Raw genomic sequence first — 16174 nt, forward strand, 5'->3', positions numbered from 1 at the left:
TCGATCGCAAGTTGGCGCCCGACGGTCGGCCGGTCACCAGCGGTAGTGGGCGAAGGCGCGGTTCGACTCCGCCATCTTGTGCATGTCCTCGCGCCGCTTGACGCTGGCACCGAGGCCGTTGCTCGCGTCGAGCAGCTCGTTCATGAGGCGCTCGACCATGGTCTTCTCACGGCGCTGAGCGGAGTAGGTAACGATCCAGCGCAGGCCCAGGGTGGTCTGCCGGACGGCACGGACCTCGACCGGGACCTGGTAGGTCGCGCCACCGACACGGCGGCTGCGGACCTCGAGGGCCGGCTTCACGTTGTCGAGCGCGCGCTTCAGCGTGACGACCGGGTCGGTGCCGGTCTTGTCACGGGTGCCCTCGAGGGCGGCGTAGACGATGCGCTCGGCCAGCGAACGCTTGCCGTCCTTCAGGATCTTGTTCACCAGCTGGGTGACCAGCGGGGAGCCGTAGACCGGGTCCGAGACCAGCGGACGCTTCGGGGCGGGGCCCTTGCGGGGCATCAGCTCTTCTCCTTCTTCGCGCCGTACCGGCTGCGGGACTGCTTGCGGTTCTTGACGCCCTGGGTGTCCAGCGAGCCGCGGATCACCTTGTAGCGCACGCCCGGCAGGTCCTTCACTCGGCCACCGCGCACCAGCACGATGGAGTGCTCCTGCAGGTTGTGACCCTCACCGGGGATGTAGGCGGTGACCTCGATGCCGCTCGAGAGCCGCACACGGGCGACCTTGCGAAGCGCGGAGTTCGGCTTCTTCGGGGTGGTGGTGTACACGCGGGTGCAGACCCCGCGGCGCTGGGGGCTCCCCTTGAGCGCGGCGGTCTTGGTCTTCGCGACCTTGTCCTCGCGGCCCTTGCGGACCAGCTGCTGGATCGTGGGCATGAACCGTCTACTTCTTCCCGTCAGGTGTGGCTCGACTGTTGTCGCTCGTCGCTGTTCTTCGTCGTGCTTCGTTCTCGATGACTCCGGGGATCCGGGCGCCGGGGTGGCTTCCGATCTCCGCCACCGTCGCGCCGGACCCCGAGGTCGGGCGTGTCGTCCCGTGCACGCTCGTGGCCGGAAGGCCCCGCGGAGGCTGTCGGGACGTCCACCGTGCCCGTCACCGCGGCGCTACCTGGTCCCGGACGGTGATGACCTTCCGGGACCGAGCACCACGGGGCACGCGGACCGGCCCGACCGAAGTCGAGCGCAGAGCATGAGACTACTCGGCCCTCTTCGACACGGTCAAAGCGGGTCCGTCACGGACACCGCCTCGGGATCCTCCGGGGGCTTCGGAGATCCTCGGATCCGCCGGGGCCGTGCCCCTGCGGAGACCTGATGTGACCCGACGATGCCGCACGGAGCGGCGCCTGGCAAGCAGGCTCACCCGCTCGTCGCAGATCGTCTGCCGCTCGTCGCGGCCGGGTCGGTGCTGGGCGATGGTGCTGTCGCACGTGGTCCGGCTGGTCACCCCGAGGGTCCGGTGTTCCGGTTACCGTCCGGTATGCACCTGCCGACGGCGGTCAACCGCTTCGCCACGCGCGCGCTCATCGCGCCACTGCTCGCACCGACACTACCCGTACTGGTCCGGCGCCGTGGCCTCGACCTCGTCGGCGCGTCGGTACCGCTCCCCCGCGGCACCCGGCGGGCCCGCGGCGAGCTCGGTGGCGTCCCCACCGAGGTGGTCGCGCCGTCCGTGCCGTTCGGACCGCACCGTGTGCTCTACCTGCACGGCGGCGGTTACCTGGTGGGGTCCGCCGCCTCGCACCGGCCACTGCTCGCGGGGCTCGCACACGCGACCGGGACGCCCGTGCACGCACCCGAGTACCGCCTGGCACCGGAGCACCCGTTCCCGGCCGGCCTGGAGGACGCACTGGCCGCCTGGCACGCCCTGCGCGCAGCAGGACACCCTGCAGAACGCATCGCGGTCGCCGGTGATTCCGCCGGCGGTGGCCTGACCATGGCGCTGCTGCTGCGGCTCCGCGCCGACGGGGAGGACCTGCCCGGCTCGGTCGGGCTCGTCTCCCCCTGGCTCGATCTCGGCTGCACCGCGGACGCGATGACGCGCAACGCCGCGTCCGACGCGATGCTGGACCCGTCGTGGCTGCCGTCCGCCGCCGCCGACTACGCCCCGGGCGGCGTCGTGGCACCCGAGCTCCGCCCGCTCGACGCCGACCTCTCCGGGCTGCCGCCGCTGCACGTCGTCGCGGGATCGGACGAGATCCTCGTCGACGACGCCGACACCCTCGTCGAGCGGGCCCGTGCCGCCGGCGGCACCGTGGAGTACCAGCGCGTCGAGGGCATGTGGCACGCCTTCCCGACGCTGGCCAGGCTGCTCGCCGAGGCCGACGACGTCCTGGGTCACCTGGGGGCGGCGCTGCGGGCGGACTGCCTCCGCTGACCTGCGGCCGGGCCCGGAACGCAGGAACGGGGCCGGACACCGCCACGGGAGAGCGGTGCCCGGCCCCGTCCGGGACCTCCTCGGCCGCGTCCCGCCGCCGTCGCGGCGGGACGCGGTGCGGTCACCGCATCAGCGGTAGTCGCGCCCGAAGTCGTAGTCGTCCAGCGGCACCGCGGCACCGGTGCCCGTGCCGAACACGTCGGGGCTGTAGTAGCCGTCGTCGTAGCTCGGCAGCGCGTAGGCGGCCGCGCGGGCCTCCTCCGTCGGCTGGACCTGGATGTTCCGGTACCGGTTGATGCCGGTACCCGCCGGGATCAACTTGCCGATGATCACGTTCTCCTTGAGCCCGACGAGCTTGTCGCGCTTTCCGTTGATCGCGGCATCGGTGAGGATCCGGGTGGTCTCCTGGAACGAGGCCGCGGACAGCCACGACTCCGTCGCCAGCGAGGCCTTGGTGATCCCCATGAGCACCGGGCGGCCGGAGGCCGGCTCGTTGCCCTCGGCGACGACCCGGCGGTTCTCCGACTCGAACTCGCCGCGCTCGGCGAGCGCGCCGGGCAGGAACTCGGTCGCACCGGAGTCGATGATCGTCACCCGGCGGAGCATCTGCCGGACGATGACCTCGATGTGCTTGTCGTGGATGTCCACGCTCTGCGTGCGGTACACCTTCTGCACCTCACGCACGAGGTGCAGCTGCACCTCACGCGGGCCCATGACGCGCAGCACCTCGTGCGGGTCCGCCGTGCCCTCGAGGAGCAGCTGACCGACCGTCACGTGGTCGCCGTCGGCCAGCGGCCGCTCGGCACCGTCGACCGAGGTCATCCCGAGCCACTGCCGCTTGGACAGCTTCTCGTAGACGATCTCCTCGCCGCCGTCGTCCGGGATCAGCGTGATCTTCCAGAAGCGGTCGCCGTCCTCGATGCGGATGCGTCCGTCGACGTCGGCGATCGGCGCCTTGCCCCGCGGCACCCGGGCCTCGAAGAGCTCGGTGACACGCGGCAGACCGGTCGTGATGTCGTCGCCGGCCACACCACCGATGTGGAAGGTACGCATCGTCAGCTGCGTACCCGGCTCACCGATGGACTGCGCGGCGACGATGCCGACGGCCTCGCCGACGTCCACCAGCTTGCCGGTGGCCATCGAGCGGCCGTAGCACATGCCGCAGATGCCGGTCGCCGAGGCGCAGGTCAGCGCGGACCGCACCCGGATCTGCCGGATGCCGGCACCGACCAGCGCGTCCAGCGCCGGGTCGCCCAGGTCGTCGCCCTTGCGGACGATCACCGTGCCGTCGGGCGCGGTGACCTCCTCACCGGAGGTACGGGCGTACACCGAGGTGCGCAGGTACCGGTGCGGGATCAGGCGGCCGTCGGCCGTCTCCTCGGTGACCTGCATGGTGATCGCACGCTCGGTGCCGCAGTCCACCTCGCGGACGATGACGTCCTGCGAGACGTCGACCAGACGCCGGGTCAGGTACCCCGAGTCGGCGGTCCGCAGCGCGGTGTCCGCCAGACCCTTCCGGGTGCCGTGCGTGGAGATGAAGTACTCCAGCACCGACAGGCCCTCGCGGAAGTTCGACTTGATGGGCCGCGGGATGTACTCACCCTTGGGGTTCGCCACCAGGCCCTTCATGCCCGCCAGCTGGCGGACCTGGGCCATGTTGCCCGCGGCACCGGACTGCACGATCGTCGGGATCGGGTTGTCCTGGGGGAAGTTCTCCTCCATGGACCGCGCGACCTCCTCCGAGGCCTGCGACCAGATCTTGACCATCTCGTCGTTGCGCTCCTGGTGCGACAGGGCGCCGCGCTGGTAGCGCTTGTTGATCTGGTCGGCCTTGACCTCGTACGAGTCCAGGATCTCCTGCTTCTTCGGCGGGACGACGACGTCGTCGATCGCCAGGGTGACGCCCGAGCGGGTCGCCCAGAAGAAGCCGGCGTCCTTGAGGCGGTCCAGGACCTGCGCGACCTCGGTCATCGAGTACCGCTCCGCCAGGTCGTTGATGATCATCGCCTGGCGCTTCTTCGGCAGCGGCTCGTTGACGAACGGGTAGTCCGCCGGGAGCAGCTCGTTGAACAGCACCCGGCCGAGGGTGGTGTCGGCCGTCCAGACGCCGTCCTCGGTGACCGTCTCGGCCGCGGCACCCGCGGTCGGCGTGACCTGCGGGAGCCGGATCTTGATCGGCGCCTGCAGGTGGAGCACCTTGCGGTCGTAGGCCATGATCGCCTCGGCCGAGGAGCCGTAGTGGTTGCCGGCCCCGTGGGCCTCCTCGCGCAGCCGGGTCAGGTGGAACAGACCCGTCACCATGTCCAGGCGGGGCATCGCCAGCGGGCGGCCGGACGCCGGGGACAGGATGTTGTTCGAGGACAGCATCAGCACGCGGGCCTCGGACTGCGCCTCGGCCGACAGCGGCAGGTGCACCGCCATCTGGTCACCGTCGAAGTCCGCGTTGAACGCCTCGCAGACCAGCGGGTGCAGCTGGATGGCCTTGCCCTCGACCAGCTGCGGCTCGAAGGCCTGGATGCCGAGACGGTGCAGCGTCGGCGCACGGTTCAGCAGCACGGGGTGCTCGGAGATGACCTCCTCGAGCACGTCCCACACCTGCGAGCGGCCGCGCTCGACCATCCGCTTGGCGGACTTGATGTTCTGCGCGTGGTTGAGGTCCACCAGGCGCTTCATCACGAACGGCTTGAACAGCTCCAGCGCCATCTGCTTGGGCAGACCGCACTGGTGCAGCTTCAGCTGCGGGCCGACGACGATGACCGAACGGCCCGAGTAGTCGACGCGCTTGCCGAGCAGGTTCTGACGGAACCGGCCCTGCTTGCCCTTCAGGAGGTCGGACAGCGACTTGAGCGGGCGGTTGCCCGGCCCGGTCACCGGCCGGCCGCGACGGCCGTTGTCGAACAGCGCGTCGACGGACTCCTGGAGCATCCGCTTCTCGTTGTTGACGATGATCTCGGGCGCGCCGAGGTCGATCAGTCGCTTGAGGCGGTTGTTCCGGTTGATGACCCGGCGGTACAGGTCGTTCAGGTCCGACGTGGCGAAGCGGCCACCGTCGAGCTGCACCATCGGGCGCAGGTCCGGCGGGATGACCGGGACGCAGTCGAGCACCATGCCCATCGGGGAGTTGCCGGTGGACTGGAACGCTGCGACGACCTTCAGGCGCTTGAGCGCACGCAGCTTCTTCTGGCCCTTGCCGGACCGGATGATCTCGCGCAGCTTCTCGGCCTCGGCCTCGATGTCGAAGTTCTCCAGGAGCTTCTGGATCGCCTCGGCACCCATGGCGCCGGTGAAGTAGTCGCCGTAGCGGTCGTACAGCTCGCGGTAGATGGACTCGTCCGCGATGAGCTGCTGGACGTCGAGCTTGGTGAACGTCGTCCAGATCTCGTCGAGCCGGTCCAGCTCGCGCTGGGCACGGTCGCGGAGCTGGCGCATCTCCCGCTCGCCGCCGTCCTTGACCTTGCGGCGGACGTCGCCCTTGGCACCCTCGGCCTCGAGCTCGGCGATGTCGGACTCGAGCTTCTGGGCGCGGGCCTCGAGGTCCGCGTCGCGGGTCTGCTCGATCCGCCGGCGCTCCACGCTCATCTCGTTCTCGAGCATGGACATGTCGTTGTGCCGCAGCTCGGTGTTCACCGAGGTGATCACGTACGCCGCGAAGTAGATGATCTTCTCGAGGTCCTTCGGAGCCAGGTCGAGCAGGTAGCCCAGCCGGCTCGGGACGCCCTTGAAGTACCAGATGTGCGTGACCGGCGCGGCCAGCTCGATGTGGCCCATCCGCTCACGACGCACCTTGGCGCGCGTGACCTCCACGCCGCAGCGCTCGCAGATGATGCCCTTGAACCGGACGCGCTTGTACTTGCCGCAGTAGCACTCCCAGTCCCGGGTCGGACCGAAGATCTTCTCGCAGAAGAGCCCGTCCTTCTCCGGCTTCAGGGTGCGGTAGTTGATGGTCTCCGGCTTCTTGACCTCACCGTGCGACCACTGGCGGATGCCCTCGGCGGTGGCCAGGCCGATGCGCAGTTCGTCGAAGAAGTTGACGTCGAGCACGTATGTCCTCTGTTTCTTCGTTATCTCGGCTGAGTCGGTCTACGGCGGGGTCAGTTGACGACGTCGTCGACGGTCATCGACTCCGAGCCCGGGCGGCTGGACAGGTTGATGCCCAGGTTCGCGGCGGCACGCTCGAGGTCCTCGTCGTCGGCGTCCCGCATCTCGATCGCCGCGCCGTCGCTGGAGAGCACCTCGACGTTCAGGCAGAGGGACTGCAGCTCCTTGAGGAGCACCTTGAACGACTCGGGGATCCCCGGCTCCGGGATGTTCTCGCCCTTGACGATCGCCTCGTAGACCTTCACGCGGCCCACGACGTCGTCGGACTTGATCGTCAGCAGCTCCTGCAGGGTGTAGGCCGCGCCGTACGCCTGCATCGCCCAGCACTCCATCTCACCGAAGCGCTGACCACCGAACTGCGCCTTACCGCCCAGCGGCTGCTGGGTGATCATCGAGTACGGGCCGGTCGACCGTGCGTGGATCTTGTCGTCCACCAGGTGCGCCAGCTTCAGGATGTACATGTAGCCGACCGCGACCGGGAACGGGTAGGGCTCGCCGGAGCGCCCGTCGAGCAGCTGCGCCTTGCCGTCCGGCTGCACCATCCGCTCACCGTCGCGGTTCGGGAGGGTGCTGCCGAGCAGCCCGGTGATCTCGTGCTCGCGCGCACCGTCGAAGACCGGCGTCGCGGTCTTCGTGTCGGCGGGCACCGAGTAGAGCTCCTCGGGCATCCGGGACGCCCATTCGGGCTGCCCCTCGATCTCCCAGCCGGTCTTGGCGATCCACCCGAGGTGGGTCTCCAGGATCTGGCCGATGTTCATACGACGCGGCACACCGTGGGTGTTCAGGATGATGTCGACCGGCGTGCCGTCCGGGAGGAACGGCATGTCCTCGGCCGGAAGGATCTTGCCGATGACGCCCTTGTTGCCGTGGCGGCCGGCGAGCTTGTCACCGTCGGAGATCTTGCGCTTCTGGGCCACGTAGACCCGGACCAGCTCGTTGACGCCCGGGGCCAGCTCGTCGTCGTCGTCGCGGGAGAAGACCCGGATGCCGATGACCTTGCCGTTCTCCCCGTGCGGCACCTTCAGCGAGGTGTCGCGGACCTCGCGCGCCTTCTCACCGAAGATCGCGCGGAGCAGGCGCTCCTCCGGGGTCAGCTCGGTCTCGCCCTTCGGCGTGACCTTGCCGACCAGGATGTCGCCGGGCTGGACCTCGGCACCGATCCGGATGATGCCGCGCTCGTCGAGGTCGGCGAGCACGTCCTCGGAGACGTTCGGGATGTCCCGGGTGATCTCCTCGGCGCCCAGCTTGGTGTCACGGGCGTCGACCTCATGCTCCTCGATGTGGATCGAGGTCAGGACGTCGTCCTGGACGAGGCGCTGCGACAGGATGATCGCGTCCTCGTAGTTGTGGCCCTCCCACGGCATGATCGCCACGAGGAGGTTCTTGCCCAGCGCCATCTCGCCGTTCTCGGTGCACGGTCCGTCGGCGAGCACCTGGCCCACCTCGACCCGCATGCCCTCGTCGACGATCGGCTTCTGGTTGTTGCAGGTGCCCTGGTTCGAGCGGCGGAACTTGTTCAGACGGTAGGTCTGACGCTGCCCCTCGTCGTCCATGACGGTGATGTAGTCGGCGCACAGCTCCTCGACCACACCGGCCTGCTCGGCCACCACGACGTCGCCGGCGTCGACCGCGGCCCGCAGCTCCATGCCGGTGCCGACCAGCGGCGACTCGGAACGCAGCAGCGGCACGGACTGACGCTGCATGTTCGCACCCATGAGGGCGCGGTTCGCGTCGTCGTGCTCGAGGAACGGGATCATCGCGGTCGCGACCGACACCATCTGGCGCGGCGAGACGTCGATGTACTCGACGCCGGTGGGCGAGATCAGGTCGACCTCGCCGCCCTTGCGGCGGACCAGGACCCGGTCCTCGGCGAACGAGCCGTCCTCGTTCAGCCGGGCGTTCGCCTGGGCGACGACGAAGCGGTCCTCCTCGTCGGCGGTCAGGTAGTCGATCTGCTCGGTGACGACACCCTCGGTGACCTTGCGGTACGGGGTCTCGATGAAGCCGAACGGGTTGACCCGCGCATAGGAGGCGAGCGACCCGATCAGACCGATGTTCGGCCCCTCCGGGGTCTCGATCGGGCACATCCGGCCGTAGTGCGACGGGTGGACGTCACGGACCTCCATGCCCGCACGCTCACGCGACAGACCACCCGGGCCGAGCGCCGACAGGCGGCGCTTGTGGGTCAGGCCCGCGAGGGGGTTGTGCTGGTCCATGAACTGGGACAGCTGCGAGGTGCCGAAGAACTCCCGGATCGCGGCCGTGATCGGCCGGGTGTTGATCAGGGTCTGCGGCGTGATCGCCTCGACGTCCTGCGTGGTCATCCGCTCGCGGACGACCCGCTCGGTGCGCGACAGACCGACCCGCACCTGGTTCTGGATCAGCTCGCCGACGGTACGCAGACGCCGGTTGCCGAAGTGGTCGATGTCGTCGGTCTCGACCGGGATCTCCCGGGCGGAGTCGCCGGAGCCCACCGACATCGTGGTCTCGCCGGCGTGCAGCCGGACGAGGTACTCGATGGTCGTGGCGACGTCCTCCTCGGTCAGCGTGCCGACCGAGTTCTCGATGTCCAGACCGAGCTTCTTGTTGGCCTTGTAGCGCCCGACCTTGGCCATGTCGTAGCGCTTGTCCTTGAAGAACAGGTTCTCCAGGAGGGCCTGGGCGCTCTCGCGCGTCGGCGGCTCACCGGGGCGCAGCTTGCGGTAGATGTCGAGCAGCGCCTCGTCCTGACCCGCGGTGTTGTCCTTCTCCAGCGTGGTCATGATCGTCTCGGAGAACCCGAAACGCTCGCCGATCTGCTCGGCCGTCCAGCCCAGCGCCTTCAGCAGCACGGTGACCGGCTGGCGGCGCTTGCGGTCGATGCGGACACCGACGGTGTCGCGCTTGTCGACGTCGAACTCCAGCCACGCACCCCGGCTCGGGATGATCTTGACCGAGTAGACGTCCTTCTCGGTCGTCTTGTCGATCGAGTGGTCGAAGTACACACCCGGCGACCGGACGAGCTGCGACACGACGACGCGCTCGGTGCCGTTGATGATGAAGGTGCCCTTGTCCGTCATCACGGGGAACTCACCCATGAACACGGTCTGGGACTTGATCTCACCGGTGGTGTTGTTCGTGAACTCCGCCGTGACGAACAGCGGGGCCCCGTAGGTCATGTCTTTGTCCCGGCACTCCTCGACGGAGGCCTTGACCTCGTCGAAGCGGGGGTCGGAGAAGGACAGCGACATCGACCCGGAGAAGTCCTCGATCGGGGAGATCTCGGTGAGGATCTCCTCGAGACCGCTCACGGGGAGGTCGTCGCCGGCCTCGATCCGGCGCTGGAACCAGGCCTCGCTGCCGACGAGCCACTCGTAGGACTGGATCTGCAGGTCGAGGAGGTCCGGGACCTCCAGCGGCTCGGAGATCTTCGCGAAGGTGACCCGAGTGGGTGCACCGGGGTAGTTCGGGTTCGCCGAAGCGGAGAGGGTCGAGGTGGTCGCGGCGGCGCGGGAGACAGCCAAGATGCGTCCTTCCGAGAACTGCGCTTCTCGTCTGGCGTGCGCCGGTGGCGAGCGCTACCGTCTCCCTCGATCCGATCGGGTCCCCCCGGGATCGTGAGCCGGTAGCCGGCCCCGTCGCACGCCGTCTGTTGTCAGGCGCCGTCGTGCGCGCCAGAATCCCCGCGCCCACTCCGCCGGACCCTCTCCGGCGGCCAACGGACACACACCGCCAGGCCCGGATACTTCCGGTAGTGAGCGCGCAGAGCCTGGGCGCAGGCAGCGCAAAAAATGACTATAGACGCTGCGAACGCAGCTGTCGAGACAGGTCGCCGATTTCAGCATCCAGGCAACCACCGTGACCCAAGAGTGACCTGCCCGGCGCACCGAGTCAAGTCCCCGAGCGTCGATGAACGGTCGGAAGTCCGGGACGACCGGTCGTCGGCCGTCCGTTCGCAGCGGTTCCTCCCGATGGTTGACACGACGTCGTCGCCACACCAACGATCTGTCACGGGTCGATGACGACGCGGATGACGACGCGGGAGGACGACGATGTCCGACGACACCCCTTCGATGCGCGAGCTGCTCGGGGACGACGCACCGTCGAACTGGGGCCGGTGGGGCCCCGACGACGAGCTCGGCTGTCTCAACTACCTCGACGCCGGCGAGGTCCTGCGCGGCGTACGGCACGTGCGGTCCGGCGAGGTCTTCACGCTGCAGATCCAGATGGGGCGCACCGACTCCCCCGGCGATCCGCTGTGGCCGGGCCGGGAGGGCATCAAGCGCCAGAACGTGATGGACGAGGGCACCTGGGACGGTGCGGACGCCCCACAGTTCCCCGGCGGCCTGCACTACGCCGACGACACCGCCCTGATCTTCCTGCAGGGCTCCACGCAGTACGACGCGCTCGGTCACGTCTGGTACGACGGCAAGCTCTGGAACGGCTACGACGCCCGCTCGACGGTCGACGCGATGGACCGGGCGTCGGTGCTCCCGATCGCCGAGAAGGGTGTCGTCGGACGGGGGGTCCTGATCGACGTCGCCCGGCACCGCGGGAAGCAGTGGCTGGAGAAGGGCGAGACCTTCGACCACACCGACCTCGAGGCCGCCGCGGCGGCGCAGGGGGTCGAGATCGAGCCGCACGACGTCCTCGTCGTCCGCACCGGGTGGATGCGGTACTGGTACGAGCTGAACGACCCGGAGACCTTCTACACCGACTTCAAGGAACCCGGCCTGACCTACTCCCGGGAGCTCGTGGAGTGGTTCCGGGACAAGGAGATCCCCAACCTCGTCACCGACACCATCGCGAACGAGGTGACGACGGAGCCGGGTACCGGGGTCGCCCTGCCGCTGCACTGCGCACTGATGCGCAACCTCGGCGTCACCCTCACCGAGATCGCCTGGCTCGACGACCTCGCCGACGCCTGCGCCGCCGACAACCGCTGGAGCTTCCTGTACGCGGCCGCGCCGCTGAAGGTCGTCAACGGGACCGGCGCGCCGGTGAACCCGATCGCGATCCGCTGATGGGGTACGCGGACCGCCCGTGGCTCCCCCGCTTCGCCGAGGGGCAGCCGCACGACATCACCCCGGACTTCCCGGATGCGCTGACGATGTTCCGCGCGGCGGTGGCGCGGAACCCCGACGGGGACGCGATCCGCTACTTCGACGGCGCTGTCACCCACCGCGAGCTCGACGCACTGACCGACGCCTTCGCGGCCGGGCTCCTCGACGCCGGCTTCACCGCGGGTGAGCGGGTCGCCATGTACCTGCAGAACGTGCCGCAGTTCGTGATCGGGCTCGTCGGGGCCTGGAAGGCGGGCGGCGTCGCCGTCTCGGTCAACCCGATGAACCGGGAGCGGGAGCTGGACCTGCTGCTGCGCGACTCCGGGGCGTCGGTCCTGGTGTGCCTGGAGTCGCTCTACGCCGACGTCGCCGCCGAGGTGGTCGCGGGGACCGGCGTCCGCACCGTCCTCACGACCTCCGAACGGGACTTCCAGACCCGGGACGACCCCCGGGCGTTCGGCGACGCGCCCCGCCCGGACCTGTCCGGGGCCGCCGTCACCGGCCTGGGCGCGTTCCTGGAGCGGTACCGCGGGACGGTGCCGCCCGCGGTGTCCTTCGAGGCCGGGGACACCGCGTTCCTGACCTACACCTCGGGCACGACGGGGCCGCCGAAGGGAGCGATGAACACGCACGGCAACGTCGTGTTCAACAGCCAGGCCTACGCCACCTGGTGCGACCTCGGCGACGACGACGTGGTGCTCGGCGTGGCACCGCTGTTCCACATCACCGGGCTGATCGCGCACGTGACCCTGGCCCAGTACCTGGCGGTGCCGCTGGTGCTGTTCCACCGGTTCGAGCCGTCGCTGGGGATCGACGTGATCCGTGAGCACCGGCCCACCTTCACCGTCGGCGCGATCACCGTGTTCATCGCGCTGATGAACGCCCCGAACGCCGAGCGCTCCGCACTCGCGTCGCTCACCACGATCGCGTCCGGGGGTGCGCCGATCCCGCCGTCCACGGTGACCGCGTTCCACGAGGTGTTCGGGCACTGGATCCACAACGTCTACGGGCTCACCGAGACGACCTCGCCGTCGCACGGGACGCCGATCGGCACGCAGGGCCCGGTCGACGCCGCGTCCGGGGCCCTGTCGGTGGGGGTGCCGATCTACAACACCGTCGTGCGGATCCTCGACGACGAGGGCGCCGAGCTGCCGCCGGGCGAGGTCGGCGAGATCTGCACGTCCGGCCCGCAGGTCGTGTCCGGCTACTGGAACAAGCCGGAGGAGACGGCGACGGCGCTGCACAGCGACCCGACGCGGCCGCCGGAGCTGCACACCGGCGACGTCGGCTACATGGACGAGGCCGGCTGGTTCTACATCGTCGACCGGAAGAAGGACCAGATCAACGCGGGCGGCTACAAGGTCTGGCCGCGCGAGGTGGAGGACGTGCTCTACGAGCACCCCGCGGTGCGGGAGGCGGCCGTCGTCGGCGTCCCGGACCGGTACCGGGGCGAGACGGTGAAGGCCTTCGTCTCGTTCCGCCAGGGCACGAGCGCGACCCCGGAGGAGCTCGTCGCGTTCACGAGGGAGCGGATGGCTGCCTACAAGTACCCGCGGCAGGTCGAGATCCTCGACGAGGTGCCCAAGACGGTGACCGGCAAGGTCCTCCGCCGGGAGCTGCGGGACCGCGACCCGCGGGGATAGGACCCCGGGAACGCAGAAGGGGCGGGACCCGCATCGGGTCCCGCCCCTTCCGGGCGCATGCCCTCAGATCACTTGAGGGAGATCTTGGCGCCGGCCTCTTCGAGCTTGGCCTTGGCCGCGTCCGCGGCCTCCTTGTTGACGCCCTCGAGGAGCGGCTTCGGCGCACCCTCGACGAGGTCCTTGGCCTCCTTGAGGCCCAGGCCCGAGACGACCTCACGGACGACCTTGATGACCTGGATCTTCTTGTCACCGGCGGACTCGAGGACGACGTCGAACTCGTCCTTCTCCTCCTCGGCCGGGGCGTCGCCCGCGGCCGGGGCGCCGGCGGCCGCGACGGCGGCCGGGGCGGCGGCGGTGACGTCGAAGGTCTCCTCGAACTTCTTCACGAAGTCCGAGAGCTCCAGGAGGGTGAGCTCCTTGAAGGCGTCGAGCAGCTCGTCGGTGGACAGCTTCGCCATGATGGCTGGTCCTTTCTCTTACGAAAGACGTTCGGTGGGGGTGGTGATCAGCTCTCGGCGGAGTCGCCGTCGGCCGCGGCCTCGGCCGGGACGGACTCGCCGCCCTCGGCCTTCTTGTCGGCCAGGCCCTGAGCGAGCCGGGCGACCTGGGAGGCCGGCTGGCTGAACAGCGTCGCGGCCTTCGACAGGTTCGCCTTCATCGCGCCGGCCAGCTTGCCCAGCAGCACCTCGCGGGACTCGAGGTCCGCGAGCTGCTCGATCTCGGAGACGGACAGGGCACGCCCGTCCATGTACCCGCCCTTGATCGACAGGCCGGGGTTCTCCTTGGCGAACTTCTTCAGCGCCTTGGCGGCGTCGACAGCCTCGCCCTGGATGAACGTGATCGCGGTCGGACCGGCGAGCAGGTCGTCCAGACCCTGCACCCCGGCGTCCGCGGCCGCGCGCTTGACCAGCGTGTTCTTCGCGACGCGGAACTTCGCGTCCGCACCCAGGTCCCGGCGCAGCTGGGTCAGCTTGGCGACGCTGAGACCGCGGTACTCGGTCACGACCGAGGCGTTGGCCTCGCGGAAGCGGCTGGTGATCTCCTCGACCGCTGCGACCTTGTCAGGTGCTGCCATCGCTGCCCTCCTCTCGGGTGGTTGGTCCTTGCAGGTGCCACCGCACCGACCCCGAGAGACGACGAACGCCCCGTGCGCAGAGCACGGGGCGTGGAAAGTACTGGGGCGCTGTCGCGCCGGACCGCCTCGTCCTCCTGCGCGGGCCGCCCGGTTCTTCCGGGACCTTCGACGCTCCGGCGAGCCGGGGCGCAGACCTGCGGTCTTCGGTGGATCGACGGCAACCCTACGCGAGCGCCCCGCACCCCCGGCAGGCGGGGGTACGGGGCGCGGGACGCGGCGTCCCGACCGGGCTCAGGCCGGGGTCATGGCGCCGATCTTCCAGCGGCCGTCGACGAACTCGGCGTCGATCCGCAGCCGGGCCGCGGCCGAGCCCTCCTGCGGCGCCCCGCCGTCGGCCTGACGGCGGATGACCTGGTTGACGAACACGTACACGGTGGCCCGGTCGCCGTCGATGCTCGCGACCGCGGACTTCGGGATCGTCGCGGTGACGACGGCCTGCTGCTGCGGGGCGAGGTCCCGCACGCTGCCGAAGATCCGCTCGAACTCCGGCCGGAAGGCCGGGGTGATCACGTCGGCGGCGTCGGCCTCGGCCTGCTGCAGCCGGGCGTAGTCGAACGAGTAGACCTTGGTGACCGCCTCGCCGACCTGGGCGCTCACCTCCGCCGTGGCGCCGACGTCGGTGAGGGCGGTGTTCGCCGCCGAGCCGGCGAACTCGGTGCGGTACCACTGCACGCCGAAGAACGCGGCGGCCGCGGTGAGCAGCACGGTGACGGCGAGCAGCACCGCGGTCGCCCGGCCGGTGGCCGGGGCGGCGGGCAGCGGGAGGCCGCGGCGGCGGGTCCCGGACCCGCCGGGGTCCCCCGGCCCGGTGGACCCGTCCCCGGCGCCGTCGGGGGCGTCGGCGGCGTCGGGGGCCTCGTCGGTGACCGCGTCGCCGGGCTCCTCGGCATCGGTGCGGACCGGAGCGGCCGGCGCGACGTCGACCGGGGCGTCGGAGCGCTCGTCGACGGCGACGCCGGCCTGCTGCTGCCCGGCGGTCTCGGTGGCGCCGTCGTGCTCGTCGTCGGCGCGGCCGGTGCGCGGCCGCCCGGCGACCTGGGGCCTGCGGATGCCGCCCGTGGGGCGGCGGCGCGGGGTGGACATGCGGTGACCTCCTGGGGTGGTCGACCTGGGAGCGGGCCGGCGGCCGGTGCGGGCCGCCGGGAGGGCGGGACTCAGCCTTCGGAACCGGGCGTCAGCAGCGGTTCGAGGGCGTCGACCTTCCAGCCGTCCGGGGTGTCGACCATGCCGAGCTCGATGCGCTGCCGGGTCACGGTCGGCTGGCCGCCCTCGGGGGTCACGGTCACGTCGACTCCGGCCAGCACCCTGGCCGTCCCGGCCCGCGGGTCGACCTCGGACACGGCGGCGTCGGCGACGGTCGCGGTGGTCGTGCGCTTCTGCTGGGTGACGAGCTGGGCGTAGGCGTCACGGTTCTTCTCGAACTCGTCCCGCACGGAGCCCGACGACGACTGGATCCACAGGTCCAGGCCCTTCTGGGCGTCGTTGTGGTCCAGCGTGTTCAGGTTGATGACGGCCTGGCGGGCGTCGCGCAGTGCCTCGTCACGGGCCTGCGCCACCTGCACCGAGTCGCTGTTCAGGGCGATCAGCCAGAGCGCTCCGAAGACCAGTGCCAGCACCGCGGCGACGATCGCCGCGATCGGCAGGATCCGGGCGAGCCGTCCCGGCTCCCTCGGGGGGTTCGGCGGCTCCCCGGCGTCGGCCGGGCGCTCGTCGAGTTCGGTGACCATTGCGGAGCGTTCCTCCTCCCGGCTGCGGGGGCACAGCCGCTCGGCGGCCGCTCGAGGCGGCCGTGGGGCCGGGCCGCCCTGCGGGCGGCCGCGGCACCGCGGTCGTCGTGCCGGTCGCGCCACGGGGGTGCACGACCGTCGTGCCGGTCACGC

General features: G+C 70.2%; 11 protein-coding genes. 3 read left to right on the top strand and 8 right to left on the bottom strand.

Annotated elements, in window-relative coordinates; genetic code table 11:
• Positions 1 to 33: 33 nt before the first annotated feature.
• Both rpsG and rpsL read right to left on the bottom strand, forming a co-directional pair.
• Positions 34 to 504 (bottom strand): 30S ribosomal protein S7, encoded by a 471-nt coding sequence (gene rpsG, locus Ae150APs1_RS12170; protein ID WP_075297576.1) that lies wholly within the window; start codon positions 502 to 504, stop codon positions 34 to 36.
• Positions 504 to 878, bottom strand: coding sequence for a 30S ribosomal protein S12 (gene rpsL / locus Ae150APs1_RS12175; protein ID WP_010232377.1), 375 nt, complete (start codon positions 876 to 878; stop codon positions 504 to 506). Before rpsL ends, rpsG begins: the two co-directional genes overlap by 1 nt.
• 601 nt (positions 879 to 1479) lie before the next feature.
• Here rpsL and Ae150APs1_RS12180 point away from each other — a divergent pair.
• Positions 1480 to 2376, top strand: a complete 897-nt coding sequence (locus tag Ae150APs1_RS12180) for an alpha/beta hydrolase (protein ID WP_170918078.1) — start codon at positions 1480 to 1482, stop codon at positions 2374 to 2376.
• 129 nt (positions 2377 to 2505) lie between these two features.
• On the opposite strand, the gene Ae150APs1_RS12185 is transcribed toward Ae150APs1_RS12180, so the two are convergent.
• Together Ae150APs1_RS12185 and Ae150APs1_RS12190 are read right to left on the bottom strand one after the other, a co-directional pair.
• Positions 2506 to 6417, bottom strand: a complete 3912-nt coding sequence (locus Ae150APs1_RS12185) for a DNA-directed RNA polymerase subunit beta' (RefSeq protein WP_075297578.1) — start codon at positions 6415 to 6417, stop codon at positions 2506 to 2508.
• 50 nt (positions 6418 to 6467) lie between these two features.
• The gene (locus Ae150APs1_RS12190) at positions 6468 to 9977 is read right to left on the bottom strand and encodes a DNA-directed RNA polymerase subunit beta (RefSeq protein WP_010232380.1); all 3510 of its coding nucleotides are present in this window, start codon (positions 9975 to 9977) and stop codon (positions 6468 to 6470) included.
• Positions 9978 to 10505: 528 nt separating this feature from the next.
• Here Ae150APs1_RS12190 and Ae150APs1_RS12195 point away from each other — a divergent pair.
• Positions 10506 to 11477 carry a cyclase family protein gene (locus Ae150APs1_RS12195; protein ID WP_010232381.1) on the top strand — a complete coding sequence of 324 codons (972 nt, stop codon included), beginning with the start codon at positions 10506 to 10508 and terminating at the stop codon, positions 11475 to 11477.
• Positions 11477 to 13159 (top strand): AMP-binding protein, encoded by a 1683-nt coding sequence (locus tag Ae150APs1_RS12200; protein WP_075297580.1) that lies wholly within the window; start codon positions 11477 to 11479, stop codon positions 13157 to 13159. The genes Ae150APs1_RS12195 and Ae150APs1_RS12200 overlap by 1 nt, the downstream gene beginning before the upstream one ends.
• A gap of 68 nt (positions 13160 to 13227) precedes the next feature.
• On the opposite strand, the gene rplL is transcribed toward Ae150APs1_RS12200, so the two are convergent.
• The 4 genes from rplL to Ae150APs1_RS12220 all read right to left on the bottom strand — a co-directional run bounded on the left by rplL (position 13228) and on the right by Ae150APs1_RS12220 (position 16021).
• Positions 13228 to 13617 carry a 50S ribosomal protein L7/L12 gene (gene rplL, locus Ae150APs1_RS12205; protein WP_075297582.1) on the bottom strand — a complete coding sequence of 130 codons (390 nt, stop codon included), beginning with the start codon at positions 13615 to 13617 and terminating at the stop codon, positions 13228 to 13230.
• A gap of 47 nt (positions 13618 to 13664) precedes the next feature.
• Entirely contained in the window at positions 13665 to 14234 is a 570-nt protein-coding gene (gene rplJ / locus Ae150APs1_RS12210; RefSeq protein ID WP_075297584.1) for a 50S ribosomal protein L10, read from the bottom strand.
• Positions 14235 to 14525: 291 nt separating this feature from the next.
• Positions 14526 to 15377: a hypothetical protein gene (locus tag Ae150APs1_RS30425; RefSeq protein ID WP_083680088.1), complete on the bottom strand. Its 852-nt coding sequence runs from the start codon at positions 15375 to 15377 to the stop codon at positions 14526 to 14528.
• A 71-nt stretch (positions 15378 to 15448) separates the two neighbouring features.
• Entirely contained in the window at positions 15449 to 16021 is a 573-nt protein-coding gene (locus Ae150APs1_RS12220) for a hypothetical protein (protein ID WP_083680089.1), read from the bottom strand.
• Between the last annotated feature and the right edge of the window lie 153 nt (positions 16022 to 16174).

The organism is Pseudonocardia sp. Ae150A_Ps1 (assembly GCF_001932315.1).
Taxonomy (GTDB): Bacteria; Actinomycetota; Actinomycetes; order Mycobacteriales; family Pseudonocardiaceae; genus Pseudonocardia.

What these genes read in the sequence shown, in the direction of transcription:
- rpsG (WP_075297576.1), bottom strand. Translation starts at nt 504, where the DNA reads ATGCCCCGCAAGGGCCCCGCCCCGAAGCGTCCGCTGGTCTCGGACCCG.
- rpsL (WP_010232377.1), bottom strand. Translation starts at nt 878, where the DNA reads ATGCCCACGATCCAGCAGCTGGTCCGCAAGGGCCGCGAGGACAAGGTC.
- Ae150APs1_RS12180 (WP_170918078.1), top strand. Translation starts at nt 1,480, where the DNA reads ATGCACCTGCCGACGGCGGTCAACCGCTTCGCCACGCGCGCGCTCATC.
- Ae150APs1_RS12195 (WP_010232381.1), top strand. Translation starts at nt 10,506, where the DNA reads ATGTCCGACGACACCCCTTCGATGCGCGAGCTGCTCGGGGACGACGCA.
- Ae150APs1_RS12200 (WP_075297580.1), top strand. Translation starts at nt 11,477, where the DNA reads ATGGGGTACGCGGACCGCCCGTGGCTCCCCCGCTTCGCCGAGGGGCAG.
- rplL (WP_075297582.1), bottom strand. Translation starts at nt 13,617, where the DNA reads ATGGCGAAGCTGTCCACCGACGAGCTGCTCGACGCCTTCAAGGAGCTC.
- rplJ (WP_075297584.1), bottom strand. Translation starts at nt 14,234, where the DNA reads ATGGCAGCACCTGACAAGGTCGCAGCGGTCGAGGAGATCACCAGCCGC.
- Ae150APs1_RS30425 (WP_083680088.1), bottom strand. Translation starts at nt 15,377, where the DNA reads ATGTCCACCCCGCGCCGCCGCCCCACGGGCGGCATCCGCAGGCCCCAG.
- Ae150APs1_RS12220 (WP_083680089.1), bottom strand. Translation starts at nt 16,021, where the DNA reads ATGGTCACCGAACTCGACGAGCGCCCGGCCGACGCCGGGGAGCCGCCG.